The sequence below is a fragment of the Lactobacillus sp. PSON genome, from assembly GCF_052615405.1.
In genome coordinates this window covers 74,434-90,422 of the sequence record NZ_JBQXFW010000008.1, presented here as the reverse complement: position 1 = coordinate 90,422, position 15,989 = coordinate 74,434, and the positions used below count along the sequence as shown (strand labels likewise).

Here is a 15,989-nt window from a genome sequence, read left to right as displayed (position 1 = left end):
TTAATTGTACTTGTTCATTAAATATTGACTATCATGACCATTAATAAAGTCATCAATAATTCCTTCACTGGTACTAAATGCGTCATCCATCAATTTTTGTTGGTCTTTGTCAAATGGAGTAAGCACCCATGATACAACACTAGTTTTTTCTGGATGACGAATACCAATTTTTAATCTATTAAACTTTTCTGTTCCTAAGTCACGAATAATACTCTTGATACCATTGTGACCACCAGATTTACCATTTGCACGAATACGGATTTTTCCAATTGGCATATCCATATCATCTTGAATAATTAAAACATCTTCTGGCTTAACTTTGAAAAAGTTTGCAACTTGCGCAACTGACTTACCAGAATCATTCATGAAGGTTTGTGGCTCAAGTAATATCACATCTTCACCGTTGATTTTTTGCTTAGTCCATTTTCCATCGAACTTATCTTTATCCAAAGTTAAATTATTCTTTTTTAAATAATTATCAAGTGCCATAAAACCAGTATTGTGCTTGGTTCTATCGTATTTTTTACCTGGATTTCCTAAACCTGCAATAATTTTCATTATATTATATACTCCTCTATTTTTTCTTTTTCTACTATAACACAAACTGGAAAAATCATTTATTTTTGCGCCTATTAAATGGCAATTGCTGACAAAAATGCGTTTTCCATGATATAATGCTTTTGTTAACATAATCACTAATTAAAAGGAGACTTTAAATATGTCAAGAGACGAAAGACCTCATAAGATTATTCTTGTTGGTGACGGTGCCGTAGGTTCTACTTACGCATTCTCACTTGTACAACAAGGTATTGCTCAAGAATTGGGTATTGTTGATATCGTTAAGGAAAGAACTGAAGGTGACGCTATCGACTTAGCTGACGCTACTCCTTGGATCGCACCTAAGAAGATCTACTCAGCAGAATACGCAGACGCAAAGGATGCTGACTTAGTTGTTATCTCAGCTGGTGCTCCACAAAAGCCAGGCGAAACTCGTCTTGACCTTGTAAACAAGAACTTGAAGATCTTATCTTCAATTGTTGAACCAATCGTTGAATCAGGCTTTGACGGTATCTTCTTGGTAGCTGCAAACCCTGTTGACATTTTGACTCACGCAACTTGGAGAATGTCAGGTTTCCCTAAGGACCGCGTAATCGGTTCAGGTACTTCACTTGACACTGGTCGTCTTCAAAAGGTTATCGCTCAAATGGAAAACGTTGACCCAGCTTCAGTTAATGCTTACATGCTTGGTGAACACGGTGATACTGAATTCCCAGTATGGAGCTACAACAATGTTGGTGGCGTTAAGGTTACTGACTGGATGAAGAAGAACGGCGTTAGCGAAGACAAGCTTGAAGAAATGCACAAGGAAGTTGCTAACATGGCTTACGACATCATTAACAAGAAGGGTGCTACATTCTACGGAATCGGTACTGCTTTGGCAATGATCACTAAGGCTATCTTGAACAACGAACACCGTGTTCTTCCACTTTCAGTTCCAATGGATGGTCAATACGGCTTGAACGACTTGCACATTGGTACTCCAGCTGTTGTTGGTCGTCAAGGTCTTGAACAAATCATCGAAATGCCATTGAGCGACGATGAAATGGAAAAGATGCACGCTTCAGCTGACCAATTGAAGAAGGTTATGGACAAGGCCTTCGAAGAAACTGGCGTTAAGGTTCGTCAATAATTTCCATATTTATATTAAAAAGCATCTTCAAATAAGAAGATGCTTTTTTCTTTTGTTTAAAATGCTAAGCTCCGACCCAATTATAACGTTGCAAAAATATTGGAGATTTAGAATCATTTTTCGTAACTTCATTATTATCCTTAGCTAATTTTAATTTGTAATTTGAATCCAAAGATAATAATAATTCACTAGAAATTCCCATCACCTTTTCAATTCTTAATGCAAGAACCTCTGTTAAATAGCGCTTTTTATTAAGAATATCAGAAATATTTTTTTGGCTTACTCCAATTCTATCTGCTAAATCTTGCTGAGTAATATCATAATATTCCATTACTTCTTTTAATAAATCTGAAGCAGAACTAGTGTGATATTCTTGAATTTTGTTTTCACGATGTAACATATAATCACCTCTTTGTATTAATTATAATACTCAATTGATGCTTTTTTCTTTTGTTTAAAATGCTAAAATAGAGTTGAGTTTTTAGTTAAGGTGTTTTAATTTATATTTAATTTTAAATATGCCTGTGCTATAATTATGTGCAAACTTTTATACATGAACATCCATTGGAGGACAAAATATGCTTATTAAATCATTGGTTCTTAAAAAGGACTACTTGACTACAGTCAATGAAAAAGCAACTTTAGAAGAAGCATTAAAGATTCTTGAAGATTCCGGCTTTAGATGTGTTCCTATTCTAGATGATACTGGTACAATCTTCCGCGGAAATATTTACAAGATGCACATCTACCGTCATAAATCCCAAGGTGGTGATATGACTTTACCTGTAACTTATTTACTTAAGAATGCAACCAAAACTATTAAAGTTAACTCACCATTCTTCAAAGTTTTCTTCAATATCAAAGACTTACCTTATATTTCTGTACTTGATGAAGATAACAGATTTTACGGTATTTTAACTCACGCAGCTCTTTTAAGAATGTTATCTGATGCTTGGAACATTAAGCATGGTTCATATGTCTTAACAGTTTTATCTGATAATACTCGCGGAAACTTAGTTAAAATGTCAAAAATCATCTCTAAATATTCCAACATGGCTAGTGTAATGACACTTGATGCTTCTGCTGGTGAACTGGGTGGTAATTTTGTTCGTCGAACCCTCTTTACGTTGCCAAGTGGTGTTTCTGAAACAACTATGAAAACAGTTGTCGAAAAATTACAAAAAAAGGGTTATGTAGTCTCTGAAATTGAAGACTTGCAAGCCGGAATGACAATTATGAGTGATGAAAACCCCGGCGTATTCATTAACGAACCAATTGAATAATTGTATTAAAATAGGACCTTCCAAATTTGGAAAGTCCTGTTTTTTCTTTATACTCAATTATTTCCAAACACTTTAGATTTATAATAATTAAAGAAAGTAGTTTTTCCAGTTATAATTGAAACACTGCCATCCATTCCATATTTTAATTGATTTTTTTGACTGTTTGTTACTTTAGCTAATGCAGTTACGCAATAATAATTTCCTTTATTTGAATTCATAGATGATACACTAATATCATTTATTATTCCAGACAGAATGACATCTTTTGGAACATTTCTCGTTACTTTAAATCTCATCTCTTGACCTACTTTAACAGAAGATATATCAGCTGCTGATATATATGTAATCAATTTAACGGAGTTTTGATTACTCAAATTAGGATAAATTTCTGCAACATTGACTCCAGGATTTATATACTTATTTTCTGCATATTGATTATTAATATGCAATACACCATCTCTAGAAGCTTTTACAATATATTCCTTATCTTGTATATGAATATTGGCAATATTACTTTTAAGTTCTTTTAATTGTTCCTGAGCCTTAATTATATCTTGGGAATTTTGTTGTAATTCCTTTGATTGTAAAATATCTATTTTTTGATTATTTTCCTCTATAGTATATTTATTTACTTTACTTAATTTTCCTTTACGCTTTTTAGATTCATTACGTAATTGCTCATTTTCAATTAAATATGTTTTTCGTTGAGCCAAATAATCATTTAAAGCATTTTTATATCCAAATTTATCCTTATATAAAAATACATTGGTATTTGATTGTATTCCCTTTCTTAAAAGTTTTAAATCAGATATTTGTTCAGTAAGTGATGCTTTTTCACTTTGATATAAGCCAAGTTTAGTTTTATTTTCTTTGCTACTATATCGTAATAAAATTTGATTTTTCTTTACCATTTTCCCTTCTTTTAAAGCACTATAAATTATTTTGCCATTTACACTAGCTTGAACATTTGCAATTCCTTCAGCAGGTTCAATTGTCCCTATTCCATCAATATCTATTTCTCGTTTTCCAATAAATGAAAATAAAACTATTGTAACTAACAAAATAAAAACTGGAATTATTATCATGGTAGAAAAATTATTAAATCGTGCGGAATAAAATTCACTACTTTCAAGATATTTTTTATTCATTTAAATACCTAACCTTCTACCAAATCATAATAAAAACCATGTCTCTTCATAAGTTCCTGATGTGTTCCTTGCTCAACAATTTTACCATCATTTAATACAACAATATTATTTGTTCTTCGAGCAATTGACAATCTATGAGCAATAAAAATAATGGTCATATCTTTTAAATTCATCAAATTATCAACTAATTTTCTTTCAGTTATAGCATCTAAACCACTAGTTGCTTCATCTAGAATCAAAACTTTTGCTGGAGACAATAAAGCTCTTGCAATTGTAATTCTTTGTCTTTGTCCTCCTGACAATATACTACCGGTCTCATCTAATTTAGTATCAAATTGCAGTGGCATTTTCTCAATATCTTTATCAATCACTGCAATATGGCAGGCCTTTATAATATCTTCTTTAGATATTCCATCACGATTTCCTAATTTTAAATTTTCTAAAATTGTACCTGAAAATACATATGGTTCTTGCGGAGTATAATTTACATATGTCCTTAAAGTATGTCGATTAATTTCTTTTAAAGAATTTGAATTTAATACTATTTCTCCTTTAGTTGGCTCAAAAAAACCTACTAGTAATTTCATCAATGTAGATTTTCCTGATCCGCTCATACCAACTATAGTTAATTTATTACCAAATTTAATATTTAAATTAATACCCTTTAATACTAATTGACCATATCCATATTGATACTCAATATTTTTAAAACTAATATTTCCAACCAATTGCTTAACATTATTTATAGGACGCTTTTTTTCAAATTCACTTTTTACTAAATAGACCTCATTTAATCGATTATTAGCTACGCGTGCACTTTGCAATTTAGTTTGTAAATTAATTACATTTTGCAAAGGATTAACAAAATACCCAAGCAGTGCATTATATGTCATAAGTTGACCTACTGACATTCTATTATGCATCACCAATATTGCACCAACTGTTAAAACTACTAATGTTAATGACAATTGAGTTATTAGTTTTAGCGCTTGTTGCAAAATATCGGCTTTTGAATACTTTAATCCTTTTCGTAAATAGTCAACAAATTCACTGTCAACTTTAAAATAACGTTCATCTTCACTATTTAAAGACTTGATAGTTTCAATTCCTCTAATATCTTCAATAATCGAAGAACTTAAAACTGCCCCACTTTCCATCTCTTTTTGATTCAATTTTTCAAATGAATTTACAAAAGACATAATTATTACCACATAGATTGGTAATGATACCATTGTTATCCAAAATAATGTAGCATTTTGAATTGCTAATATAATTCCCATAATTATGACAATTGCCAAATCTAAAAGCATAGAAACTACAACACTAGCTAATGCATCAATAATTTTACTAGCATCATTAAATCGGGAGGTAATTTCTCCTGTTCTTCTAGTAGCAAAAAAATCCATAGGAAGAGTAAAAATATGTCGAATATATCCTAATATAATTTCAATTGAAAATCTTTGCCCAAAAATTGTAAGTAAAAAGTTTTGAGCATAGGTAAATAAAGCTTGAAAAACATAAAATACAAATAGTCCTAATGCAATAATTATTAATGTATTATGCATATCATTAGGAATGTAGGTATCAATTACAGTTTGTAAGAAATATGATCCAACAATACTTATAATTGTAATCATAAGAGCTGCCAAAATAATATTAATAATCAACTTTCGTTGTTTAAATAATCTTGGTAAAAACGATAATAGCGTATGTTTAGATTGTTTAATAGGACTATAGTTAGGTCTAGGAACCATAAAAATAGCAATCCCACTCCACTGTTTAGCGAACTCACTTTTATTCATTTTAGTTACCTTAACTCGTGGATCAGGATCTGCTATTACTAGATAATTATTTTTCACTTTTAAGACTACATAATAGTGTAAAACACCATTTTTAACTACGTGTACAATACAAGGAAGTGGAATATTTTCACCATTAAACAAGCTCATATCTGCTTTGATTGCTTTAGTTTCAAAGTTTAATTTTTCTGCTGTTTTTACTAGTCCTAATGCAGTAGTTCCCTCTGTATTTGTATGAGCTAAATTACGAATATATGCAATTGAAACATCTGAATTATAGTGTTTCAAAATCATCGCAAGACAAGCAGCTCCACAATCACTTTCATCTATTTGAGGGATGTAGTCTTTATTTAACATAGTCTTCTCCTAAATTATAAAAATATTGATATACACATAATTATAGTTGTAGTCAAATTGTTTATACAATGCGATATAATGGGATACTTAATATCATTAGTCTTTTGATAAATATATCCAAAAAGTAATCCTGAAATAAAATTGCTTAAAAAGTATAAATTTAATGTAATATTATGGAAAGCTGCAAAAATAATAGAAGTTAAAACAATAGCCAACCACGGATTTAATTGCTTAAAAAAACCCTTTTGAATCACGCCTTGAAACAATAATTCTTCTAATGTTGGTCCAATAAAATTTACAGTTATAATTAACAAAAATGACATTTTAGATTTTAGTGTTTCAGAGTATATATTATTTGTAGAATTATCTGGTCTTAAGATTAATATCCCTGCTAAAAAAGATATAATTCCTATTATTACTGCCCAGAAAAAATAATTAACACAGATTTTACTTCTTAAATTCAATTTATTTCCTGCCCATTTACACAAATAATATTCCATTACTAGTGTAATAACAGTAAAAATAACAACTATAGAAATATGATGTATCAAATTTACTGATTTCATCGCTTCATTAAATTGAGCTTGACTATTAGTTTCAAAAGCAGGAGTTCCCTCCACGGACGGAACCTGAACAAATATTGCCGTTAATAACGCCATAAATACTAAACCCAACCATTTAAAAATTTCTTTTACTATTTTCATTCTTTCTCACTTCTTTAAATACTTAAGAACTATAATTCTAAATAAATATATTATTATGTGTTCAACTAAATACTTGAATATATATAATATTGTTACTATTAAATTGTTAATCCCATGTGATAAGACAGCCATCTTTATATCATTCGTTTTTTGATAAGTATATCCATATAATACGCCTGCTATAACTTTACTTAAAAATTTTAGATTCCAAGCAATATTATGACAAGCAGCAAATATAACTGCCGTTAAAATAATTGAAAACCATGGATTTAATTTTTTAAAAAATCCTTTTTGAATTGCACCTTGAAATAAGAGCTCTTCTAAAATAGGACCAATAATAATTGAACTAATAACTATTAAAAAGCCTAAATTAGTTTTTAATGTAGCAGTAAATATATTTGGATGTGTACTATTAGATGTGGTGGGAAGAATAGCTAAAAGACCTACTCCAAATGATAATATACCAGTTACTAATGCTACAAATGTATTTTTAACAGTTATGGGCTGTCGAAAATTTAATTTATTTCCTACCCATTTACACAAATACCATTCAATTATAAGTGTAATAAGTGTAAATATTATAGTCATCCAAATATTATGTGCTAAATTTACCTGTTTTAAAGCTTCATTAAATTAAGCTTGACTATTAAATTGATATGACGGCGTTTCTTCTACAGCTGGTACTTGCATAAAAGCAAAAACAAAAAAGGCTAAAATTACTAGTCCTATCCCCTTAACTATTTTTTGATATTATTCATCTAATTCCTCAAATAATTACATACAGTAAAAAGATGAAAGAAAAGCAAAAGCTATTCTTTCATCTTTTCTAATTAATCTCTATCTCTCCAAGAACGAGGATGACGTTTTCTACCTTCAAAACCATTCTTAAAGCCCCAGAGCCAATCTGTTGCGTTTCTCCAAAGATCACCTAAATCACTACCACCAACAACTTTTTTCAAGTCATCATTAGTAATAGACTGATATTTATTTAAGTTTTCATACTTCTTATCAATCATAGTACTTCACGCTTTCTATTAACTAATGGAATAAACCATCCCACCACTTAACAAAGTGGTTAACACCTCTACGAACGTCTCTTCCAGTTTCATAGCCCATATTATAGTCAGCATTGTCTCCACCATTAACTTTAGCTAATTCAGACTCTGAAACTGATGAAAACTTATCAAGATTCTTCATTTTTTTATCCTTTCAATAATCTAAAGCCCTTAAATTACCATTAGCTAATTGACTTTTATGGTGTTAACTAACAGAAGGAAGTCTAGCTCCTACACTGTTATTATAATACTACTCACTCACAAATGTTAATCGCTTCATTTACTATTATAAATACTAAAATAGGACCTTCCAAATTTGGAAAGTCCTATTTTTAGATCCAAGATATATTTGGCTTAGCAAGCGTTAAAACTTCTCGCAATAATTTATTTTCATCTTCTGCTTCTTTATTCTTAAGCACAGTATTAATTCCCATAGTTATAGATATTTTTTGATATACCACTGAATAATCATTTGGAAGCAAGGTTTTTATAAAAACTTGAATTTTCTCTAATTCATCTTTTATGGCTGAATTTAATTTAAATTTTCCAACATACAAATTTGCCACAAATCTATTCACAAGATTTAAATAAACTCCAATTATATACTTATTTTGGTGATTACTTGTATATTCTCGACTAGCCTTAACTACTTTCAAAAATTCTTCTTCATTTAACAAACCGCCAAAAGTTATTGCTTGTCTCATTGAATGAATATTTATCGGATTATTCAAAATCTTTTTCTTCTTTTGCTTCAAAAGAAGAGCATCTTCCGCATCTAATTTACCTATTATTTCTTTGTGATATATATATATATAATTGTGGCAAGATAATGCGCGGTACTGATTTTTATCTTTTGCTCTTTTAATTGCTTATATAAATTCTCAAAATTTTGGGAAGTGATATTTTTTTGAATATTATTCATATACTTGCTGTCGAAGATTCCATCATTTAGAACTTCAAGCATATTAAGAGGAAGATAGTTTTTATTAATTATCTTAAAAAACACATCCGCATCTACTTGATGAACTCCCCGTTCAATCTTCGAATAATATGATTCACTTATAATGCCTTTACATACTTCTTGTTGAGAAAGACCAGCTATTTCTCGTGAAGTTTTTAAAATTTGATTTGCATTCATTTTACTCTTTTATATATCCAAAATAAGGGTTGTCTTCTATTTTCTCTGATTCATCTGCAGGAATTAAGCCAATTAATTTCTCTACTTGGGATATTTTCTTATAAGTTTCGCTATCTTGATTAATCAAAGCATTAATCTTCTTGGCCTTAATTCCAAATCCAAATAATGAGCCAATATCTGTTTTCATAATTATATCATCGATCAATTTTAATGGTTGTTCAAAATAAGCCTTTGGAGAATGATGTTTTAAAAGTATTTCACAGTAGATAATTAAAGCTTCAACATATACTTCTAAAAAAGTAAGTGATCTCTTTTGAGCCTTTTGATAGTTTTTCCAGACTTTCATTAAATAAAAATTACTCTCATCAATATTTAGAAACGGTAAAAGCATTTTTAATTGATTCAAACTACTCAAGTTCCACATTTCAATTGAACGCAAAGTCATAATTTGCTTATTGATATATGACCTCATGTCATTACCTACATTGTCAATATCAACTTGCTGCAATGAAAAAGATGCCAAATTTACAGCATTTAATAATTGCTCATCTGAAAAATTATTTTCGATTTCATTCTTAAGTTCATTCAACGCTTCTAAGTCTTTAGAAAGATAAGCTAGATTAATTTTTAGATGTAATTGTCCCTCTTCCCCGTTGGTGTTATACAAGAGTTCATATAGGAAGGTTTTAACATCTATTATTGAAGAATTTCTACCTAAAATCTCATACAGTGTATCAATATCTATTTGATGGATATCTCGTTCAGCCTTAGAATATGCGGAAATAGATAGCACTCCTTCACACATTTCAGCTTGAGATAATCCTGCTTCTTTTCTGATGCTTTTTAAAATTTCTCCAATGGTTTTGTTCATCATTTCCTCCAGTTAGACTTAGAGTTTATTAATATAATTAATTATAAATTAATCCTCCTCATTTAACCAATCCTCAATATCTTGTGTTGTATGCGCAACTTTAGCTGGAATATTTTTTTGAACTGATTCTGCTAATTTTCTAGAGGCTTGAAATTTTTCACATTTCATATAAATCACCTCTTACTACAATTATGCTCCTAAATTAATCAACTATCATCTTTTTAGTAGTATAAGTTGGAAATGAAAGCATTCCAATGAGAAGCACTGAATTACTTAAATTTATAAATATCATCTTAATCTATCGCCAATCATTCAGCATTACTGTAATTTGTATCATTTATTAAATTAAAGTTACTAGTGATTTATTTTATTACTTTGGATGCAGTAATACTAATGGAAATGAATTAATCTTCATTGTTATTAGGATGCATATAAACAATCCATTTTGACATTTTCTTTGTGTCAGTAGTTGAATCTTTGCCACCTTCCCAACTATATTTAAACTTTGATCTAGTTGGTCCAAATGGCTGACCAGGTGTATTTAACTTACCAGTCTTTTCATTTTCATTAGCTACTAAAAATCCAGTAAAATATTTGTCATGGATATATTTAGAATTAGCAGTACCATTAACACCATACTTATTATAATTTAATTCAATACCTAATTTACCAGTTGGACTTTGATGACCGCCTTTACCGTTTTTTAAATTAGGAGCTAAACCATAAGTTTTTATCAAACCAGGCTGATTTTTAAATCAGTAGCCTTAGCATGCACATGTTGTGATTGACTTGCTAATGGTGCGACCATTAAAAGTGCAGTTGCACAAAACATCCATTTTTGAAAATGTTTTTTATTTTTCACATGAATTACAACCTTTCTATAATATCAAATTTGATAGGATTGTAATTAGTATACTTACATTATTTGAAAATGATTTTTGAAATAAAAAAAAGACTATTAAAGAAATTAATCTTAAACAGTCTTTTAAAGTATGAGTTTACTTATCAATTTAATGTTATATATTCGATAGTTTACGGAAAAATACTAATATTTTATTAAGTTTACTTTTTTCGTATTTTTTGTAACTTTATATTAATTATTACAAAATAGTAGCATTGTCCCAAAAGTAATTACTACCACTCCATGGATGAGCATAAATCCAATCAACACGATTTAAGTCAGATTTTGTAACTTTATAAGAATAATATCCTGTTGACAAATCATCATTTGAAACTTCATCTTTTTCATGAATTGGATTAGCACCTTGTCCAAGACCGATAATCTCACCTAAAGTTTCAGTGGCATTACCAAGTTGCTGTTTTTGACTTAATCCTCTCGTACCAGATGTTACAGTAATATAGTGATTCCATGAATGTTTTTTAGCATCTGAATCAGAAGGAATCCATTTTCCAGCTTTAGATGCATTTAAATTAGCTGAACTACTATTTAATAAATCAACTAATTTGAGTGCTTGATGATTTCCAGCTAAAGCTTTTTTATAAAAAGATTTCCATTTCTTATAATTAGTAATATGACCATATACATAATTGTTATACCATGGCTGTTTACGAGTAGCAGGAAAATCTTTATGCATTCGTTTAAGATTTTTCATTGAGCCAGCAGCTAAATATTGTTTATTAACAGTTGCATAATTGCCTTTAACACCACCATCTTTTAATACAACTACATTAGCATATTTAGATGAATTAAAATCAGCATGTTTAGCAGAACTTACAAACTTAAATTTAAAAACAGGTGTCCAAGCTTTAGCCGCTTTTTGATAAATCTTCTTTAGTTTCTTATCTTTAACGTATAGATTAACACTTCTATGTTTAAAGTTACGGAAATAATTACCACCGATAGAATTATCACCATACGCATTATCTGTATCAGCAGATTCACCTGGAAAATATTTAGACGCGGTGTAAGTAGCCGCATTTGCACTTTGTGCTGTCATTGTTAGCGGTGCGGCAGTTGCAAACGTTAACATAGTTGCTACCGCTGTTTTCTTTAACATTTTAGTAATCTTTTTATTGTTCATTTTCTTTGATTCCTTTCAATTGAATAGACTGAATTTGTATCAAGTTTGTTTTGCTTTACCTCGTTTTTATAAGTAGATCTGTTTTCAATCAATTTAACTATCCAAATTTTCTGTTTAACTCCCACTTGAATAAGATTCAGCTACTACCTATTTGCTCATGTTTATACTAAATGCCTAATTATATCTTGTCGTTGAATTACTACTTATTTGCACAAATATTTTTGATACACTTGTATTTTCATTTTTCATCTAATTATCGTTTCTAAGTTTGGTATGTAATGAGACTGGTTCAAATGGCTGACCGTGGATTTTACCATTTCGTACTAAAAAGCCTGACAATAAATGGTCATGCACGTAATTAGCATTAGCAGTACCTTGTACGTTACCATATTTTTTGTCATGATAATTCAATACAATACCCATTTCGCCTGCTGAACCACGATAACCACCTTTTTTATGCATTTTAGGATCAGCATAAGGTGCAACACCATAAGTATTTATCATACCTGGTTGATCAATACCAGTGGTAAATTTACTAGCATGAACATTTTGTGATTGATTTGCTAATGGTGCAACTATTAAAAGTGCGGCTGCACTTAGCATCCATTTTTGAAATAAAAAGAAGACTATTCAAGAAATTAATCTTAAATAGTCTTTTAAAACGCTTTTACGATTTCACGTATTAGTTATCTTCCTTAATCATGGTATATATATTAACTGTTTAATATCATTTTTGTAATCATTGATACTAGTATGCAATCTTTGAATTTTATCAAATCTAAATTCGTTAGCAAGGTAATTAGTTCGTTTCTCTAAAAAACATGACTCAGTTATATCTAAAAATCTAGATTCATCTGAATTAATATTGGAACTTGTATTTGGTTTATAATCTAATTCATATGAAAGACTGTCCATAACCATATTAAAGAAATCTGGGTTATACTCATCATCAAATGCTTTAATTTTATTTATATTAGTCATTTTAAAGAAATGCGAATATTTTTCTTTAGGATAATGTACGGCAAGACCAACATTGATAGATTCCATTCTAATTATATTTGGCATATATTTTAATACAGTATAATATAGTGTGTTATGCATGATTATTATTTAATAGTAACTTATCCACCAATAAGAGCGTTATCCCAGAACACATTACTGCCATTCCATGGATGTGCATAAATCCAATTAACATGGTCTAAATCAGATTGGGTCACTTTATAAGTGTAATACGCAGTTGAATTATCATCATTTAGAATTTCATCATTATCGTGCATTGGATTAACATCTCCTCCAACACCGATAATACGACCTAAAGTTTCAGTTGCATTACCAAGTTGTTGTGTTTGGCTTAACCCTCTAGTACCAGATGTTACAGTGATATAATGATTCCATGAATGTTTTTTAGCATCAGAAGTAGAAGGAATCCACATTCCAACTTGAGTAGCATTACCATGTTGCGGCATTAACGCACCAGGCTTTCCGGCAATAAGCTTCTTATTGTTAACTTTCCATTTTTTATAATTGGTGATTTTACCATCTACATACGCACCATACCAGCCATGTTTACGCATAGAAGGAAAGTCTTTATTCATCTGCTTAAGATTTTTCATTGAACCTGCGAAGAATTGAAATTTATTAACACTAACAAAATTTCCTTTACGACCACCATCTTTTTTCACAATAACATTAGCATATTTAGAAGAATTGAAATCAGCATGTTTAGCAGAATTTACAAACTTAAATTTAAAAACTGGTGTCCAAGCTTTAGCAGCTTTTTGATAAATTTTCTTTAATTTCTTATCTTTAACGTATAGATTAGCACTTCTATGTTTAAAGTTACGGAAATAAGAACCATTACTATCCTCATAAGAATTATCTGTGTCAGCAGATTCACCTGGAAAATACTTGGATGCGGTGTAAGTAGCCGCATTTACACTTTGTGCCGTCATTGTTAATGGCGCTGCAGTTGCAAAAGTTAACATAGTTACCACCGCTGTTTTCTTTAACATTTTAGTAATCTTTTTATTGTTCATTTTTTTAATTCCTTTCAATTGAATAAATTTAACTTGGTCTGAAAGACATCAAGCTTAGTTTGTGGTTTGCCTTGTTCTTATAAGTGAAGTAATTTAGTTATCCAAGTTTCAGATAAATAAAAACAAATAATTAAAAACTTTAACCTATTAAAGTGAAGAATTGATACCCTTATGCTTTATAAATTCAATATATTTAAAAATTTTATTATTTATTATTCTTATTTTCTTTATTAGTATCCTTCTTATCTCTCTTATCTTCCTCCTTATCTCTCTTATCTTCTTCATTAGTATCTTTCTTCTTATTGCTTTTCTGTTCTTTATTAGTATCCCCTTTATTATTTTCTAAATTTTCAGTTTCTTTATTTACATGATATTTTTCACTTGTCTCGCAATCACCTTTGCCACGAATTACTATTTGAACTTTATCTGAATTTATATATATTCTTTTATAATCCTTTTTAAATTCTTTTGATTCTTCTTTTTCCTTATAAATTGGCCAGTAACTAAACCATAAAATAATAATACATACAAAAATTAGTCCCCAAACACTAGTTAACACTGGATCATTAGATTTCAATATAAAAGGTATAGTTATTGTAGTAGAAATAATTTTTATAAAATTAGCATACGCATCTTTGATTTTCAAAGATTTCCCACTAATAATAAAACTTATAATAATTGTTCCTGCTAATATACTTCCTAATATTACACAAGTCATTACTGTACTCATATCTATTCTCATCCTCCATATGTTTACAATTTGATTCGACTAATCCATCATCTCTCAACCCATGAATCTTGTCGCTAGGACACAACACATCTGCACAATTTTTTAGCATTTTAATTTTTTCTTATTATCATTTCTAATCACATCAAAAAAGACCATTTAAGAAATTAATCTTAAATAGTCTGCCAACCATTATTTGATTAATAAATATTTTTTTATACTACTATGTTGTTAAATAACACTTTAGTACCTGAAAATATTTTTTACACGGCTGTATATAACAAGAGGAACTATTAGAAAGTATTTTTTTACAATTAGAGCAATTTAACTAGTATTAAAAATAAAGTTATTTTCTAATCATCTTCATCCCAATATCCCCATACTATAAAAAATAAACTAAATAAAGTAGAAATTACAGCCGTACTGGAAAAACTACCAGTCAAATCCATTAAACAAGGAATTATTATAATTTCACCTAAATCTCTAACTAATGTACGTATACGCATATCCTTTTTTATAAGTTTATTGTTATTGCTTTGATATGTACCTATTATTGCAAATGCTCCCGCAACAATTAATGGAATTAAAAGATACACCATTTTAAAGTTAATATATTTATTATTAATAGTAGGCATATTATTAATAATAGATATATTAAAACGTTTTCCCATCTTCTCTACTAACACAATTAATACAAAAATACTTACAAGTGCCAAAGCTATAGATAAAATTATTATCACTATATTAGTTAGGCACTTCTTTTTATTATTTTCCTTCTTATAAAAAAATAAAATCTGATAATAATTTTCCTTGTCAGGACCACAAATATAATCTTCATAATATATATAAAAAGTGCCTGTAAACATAATAGCCAAACTACAAATTGAAAATTTATTATCCAGTTTATCTACTAAAAAAGCAATTAAAATAGATATATTGATTGCTTTCATTATTCTCCGTATCCTTTGAAAAACATACGGTTTTCTTGAAAGATTTAGAAGAACAATTACAAAAACGCAAATTATTTGACTTATACAAAATATATTAATCATTGGTTTTATCACAACGCCCTTATTATTTTTTACATATCATCATCCCTCAACCCATCAATCTTGTCGCTAAAACCAAACACATCTGCA

20 protein-coding genes are annotated in these 15,989 nt (G+C 29.4%); 2 read left to right on the top strand and 18 right to left on the bottom strand.

Annotated elements, in window-relative coordinates:
* The gene (gene pth / locus ACTHPI_RS07935; protein WP_445353625.1) at window positions 1–558 is read right to left on the bottom strand and encodes an aminoacyl-tRNA hydrolase; all 558 of its coding nucleotides are present in this window, start codon (window positions 556–558) and stop codon (window positions 1–3) included.
* Window positions 559–718: 160 nt separating this feature from the next.
* On the opposite strand from pth, the gene ACTHPI_RS07930 reads away from it, so the two are divergent.
* A complete protein-coding gene (locus ACTHPI_RS07930; protein ID WP_144354769.1) occupies window positions 719–1,690 on the top strand; it encodes an L-lactate dehydrogenase in 972 nt (323 codons plus the stop codon).
* A 64-nt stretch (window positions 1,691–1,754) separates the two neighbouring features.
* Here the strand turns inward: ACTHPI_RS07930 and ACTHPI_RS07925 are convergent, their stop codons facing one another.
* Complete coding sequence (locus ACTHPI_RS07925) at window positions 1,755–2,090, bottom strand: HigA family addiction module antitoxin (RefSeq protein WP_445353624.1); 336 nt, start codon at window positions 2,088–2,090, stop codon at window positions 1,755–1,757.
* Window positions 2,091–2,268: 178 nt separating this feature from the next.
* Here ACTHPI_RS07925 and cbpA point away from each other — a divergent pair, with 178 nt between their 5' ends.
* Window positions 2,269–2,973, top strand: a complete 705-nt coding sequence (cbpA, locus tag ACTHPI_RS07920; RefSeq protein WP_144354768.1) for a cyclic di-AMP binding protein CbpA — start codon at window positions 2,269–2,271, stop codon at window positions 2,971–2,973.
* Window positions 2,974–3,026: 53 nt separating this feature from the next.
* On the opposite strand, the gene ACTHPI_RS07915 is transcribed toward cbpA, so the two are convergent.
* The 16 genes from ACTHPI_RS07915 to ACTHPI_RS07840 form a co-directional block, all read right to left on the bottom strand.
* Window positions 3,027–4,121 (bottom strand): HlyD family efflux transporter periplasmic adaptor subunit, encoded by a 1,095-nt coding sequence (locus ACTHPI_RS07915; RefSeq protein WP_445353623.1) that lies wholly within the window; start codon window positions 4,119–4,121, stop codon window positions 3,027–3,029.
* A gap of 8 nt (window positions 4,122–4,129) precedes the next feature.
* A complete protein-coding gene (locus tag ACTHPI_RS07910) occupies window positions 4,130–6,277 on the bottom strand; it encodes a peptide cleavage/export ABC transporter (protein WP_445353622.1) in 2,148 nt (715 codons plus the stop codon).
* 14 nt (window positions 6,278–6,291) lie between these two features.
* Window positions 6,292–6,981, bottom strand: coding sequence for a lysostaphin resistance A-like protein (locus ACTHPI_RS07905; protein WP_445353621.1), 690 nt, complete (start codon window positions 6,979–6,981; stop codon window positions 6,292–6,294).
* 6 nt (window positions 6,982–6,987) lie between these two features.
* Entirely contained in the window at window positions 6,988–7,524 is a 537-nt protein-coding gene (locus ACTHPI_RS07900; protein WP_445353620.1) for a lysostaphin resistance A-like protein, read from the bottom strand.
* Window positions 7,525–7,811: 287 nt separating this feature from the next.
* Entirely contained in the window at window positions 7,812–7,997 is a 186-nt protein-coding gene (locus ACTHPI_RS07895) for a ComC/BlpC family leader-containing pheromone/bacteriocin (RefSeq protein ID WP_445353619.1), read from the bottom strand.
* Window positions 7,998–8,019: 22 nt separating this feature from the next.
* The gene (locus ACTHPI_RS07890; protein ID WP_445353618.1) at window positions 8,020–8,178 is read right to left on the bottom strand and encodes a hypothetical protein; all 159 of its coding nucleotides are present in this window, start codon (window positions 8,176–8,178) and stop codon (window positions 8,020–8,022) included.
* A 190-nt stretch (window positions 8,179–8,368) separates the two neighbouring features.
* Entirely contained in the window at window positions 8,369–8,791 is a 423-nt protein-coding gene (locus ACTHPI_RS07885) for a hypothetical protein (RefSeq protein WP_445353617.1), read from the bottom strand.
* 32 nt (window positions 8,792–8,823) lie between these two features.
* Window positions 8,824–9,174, bottom strand: a complete 351-nt coding sequence (locus ACTHPI_RS07880; RefSeq protein WP_445353616.1) for a helix-turn-helix domain-containing protein — start codon at window positions 9,172–9,174, stop codon at window positions 8,824–8,826.
* Window position 9,175: 1 nt separating this feature from the next.
* The gene (locus ACTHPI_RS07875) at window positions 9,176–10,045 is read right to left on the bottom strand and encodes a helix-turn-helix domain-containing protein (RefSeq protein ID WP_445353615.1); all 870 of its coding nucleotides are present in this window, start codon (window positions 10,043–10,045) and stop codon (window positions 9,176–9,178) included.
* A 404-nt stretch (window positions 10,046–10,449) separates the two neighbouring features.
* The gene (locus ACTHPI_RS07870; protein ID WP_445353614.1) at window positions 10,450–10,782 is read right to left on the bottom strand and encodes a hypothetical protein; all 333 of its coding nucleotides are present in this window, start codon (window positions 10,780–10,782) and stop codon (window positions 10,450–10,452) included.
* Window positions 10,783–11,145: 363 nt separating this feature from the next.
* Entirely contained in the window at window positions 11,146–12,087 is a 942-nt protein-coding gene (locus tag ACTHPI_RS07865; RefSeq protein WP_445353613.1) for a hypothetical protein, read from the bottom strand.
* 249 nt (window positions 12,088–12,336) lie between these two features.
* Window positions 12,337–12,690, bottom strand: a complete 354-nt coding sequence (locus tag ACTHPI_RS07860; RefSeq protein ID WP_445353612.1) for a hypothetical protein — start codon at window positions 12,688–12,690, stop codon at window positions 12,337–12,339.
* A 96-nt stretch (window positions 12,691–12,786) separates the two neighbouring features.
* Entirely contained in the window at window positions 12,787–13,188 is a 402-nt protein-coding gene (locus tag ACTHPI_RS07855; RefSeq protein ID WP_445353611.1) for a DUF3037 domain-containing protein, read from the bottom strand.
* A gap of 20 nt (window positions 13,189–13,208) precedes the next feature.
* Entirely contained in the window at window positions 13,209–14,123 is a 915-nt protein-coding gene (locus ACTHPI_RS07850; RefSeq protein WP_445353610.1) for a hypothetical protein, read from the bottom strand.
* Between the two features lie 205 nt (window positions 14,124–14,328).
* Window positions 14,329–14,853 (bottom strand): hypothetical protein, encoded by a 525-nt coding sequence (locus ACTHPI_RS07845; protein ID WP_445353609.1) that lies wholly within the window; start codon window positions 14,851–14,853, stop codon window positions 14,329–14,331.
* 350 nt (window positions 14,854–15,203) lie between these two features.
* Entirely contained in the window at window positions 15,204–15,800 is a 597-nt protein-coding gene (locus tag ACTHPI_RS07840) for a hypothetical protein (protein WP_445353608.1), read from the bottom strand.
* Window positions 15,801–15,989: the final 189 nt, after the last annotated feature.

What these genes read in the sequence shown, in the direction of transcription:
- ACTHPI_RS07915 (WP_445353623.1), bottom strand. Translation starts at nt 4,121, where the DNA reads ATGAATAAAAAATATCTTGAAAGTAGTGAATTTTATTCCGCACGATTT.
- ACTHPI_RS07925 (WP_445353624.1), bottom strand. Translation starts at nt 2,090, where the DNA reads ATGTTACATCGTGAAAACAAAATTCAAGAATATCACACTAGTTCTGCT.
- ACTHPI_RS07865 (WP_445353613.1), bottom strand. Translation starts at nt 12,087, where the DNA reads ATGAACAATAAAAAGATTACTAAAATGTTAAAGAAAACAGCGGTAGCA.
- ACTHPI_RS07905 (WP_445353621.1), bottom strand. Translation starts at nt 6,981, where the DNA reads ATGAAAATAGTAAAAGAAATTTTTAAATGGTTGGGTTTAGTATTTATG.
- ACTHPI_RS07840 (WP_445353608.1), bottom strand. Translation starts at nt 15,800, where the DNA reads ATGAAAGCAATCAATATATCTATTTTAATTGCTTTTTTAGTAGATAAA.
- pth (WP_445353625.1), bottom strand. Translation starts at nt 558, where the DNA reads ATGAAAATTATTGCAGGTTTAGGAAATCCAGGTAAAAAATACGATAGA.
- ACTHPI_RS07910 (WP_445353622.1), bottom strand. Translation starts at nt 6,277, where the DNA reads ATGTTAAATAAAGACTACATCCCTCAAATAGATGAAAGTGATTGTGGA.
- cbpA (WP_144354768.1), top strand. Translation starts at nt 2,269, where the DNA reads ATGCTTATTAAATCATTGGTTCTTAAAAAGGACTACTTGACTACAGTC.
- ACTHPI_RS07845 (WP_445353609.1), bottom strand. Translation starts at nt 14,853, where the DNA reads ATGAGTACAGTAATGACTTGTGTAATATTAGGAAGTATATTAGCAGGA.
- ACTHPI_RS07850 (WP_445353610.1), bottom strand. Translation starts at nt 14,123, where the DNA reads ATGAACAATAAAAAGATTACTAAAATGTTAAAGAAAACAGCGGTGGTA.
- ACTHPI_RS07895 (WP_445353619.1), bottom strand. Translation starts at nt 7,997, where the DNA reads ATGATTGATAAGAAGTATGAAAACTTAAATAAATATCAGTCTATTACT.
- ACTHPI_RS07860 (WP_445353612.1), bottom strand. Translation starts at nt 12,690, where the DNA reads ATGCTAAGTGCAGCCGCACTTTTAATAGTTGCACCATTAGCAAATCAA.
- ACTHPI_RS07855 (WP_445353611.1), bottom strand. Translation starts at nt 13,188, where the DNA reads ATGCATAACACACTATATTATACTGTATTAAAATATATGCCAAATATA.
- ACTHPI_RS07890 (WP_445353618.1), bottom strand. Translation starts at nt 8,178, where the DNA reads ATGAAGAATCTTGATAAGTTTTCATCAGTTTCAGAGTCTGAATTAGCT.
- ACTHPI_RS07930 (WP_144354769.1), top strand. Translation starts at nt 719, where the DNA reads ATGTCAAGAGACGAAAGACCTCATAAGATTATTCTTGTTGGTGACGGT.
- ACTHPI_RS07880 (WP_445353616.1), bottom strand. Translation starts at nt 9,174, where the DNA reads ATGAATGCAAATCAAATTTTAAAAACTTCACGAGAAATAGCTGGTCTT.
- ACTHPI_RS07875 (WP_445353615.1), bottom strand. Translation starts at nt 10,045, where the DNA reads ATGAACAAAACCATTGGAGAAATTTTAAAAAGCATCAGAAAAGAAGCA.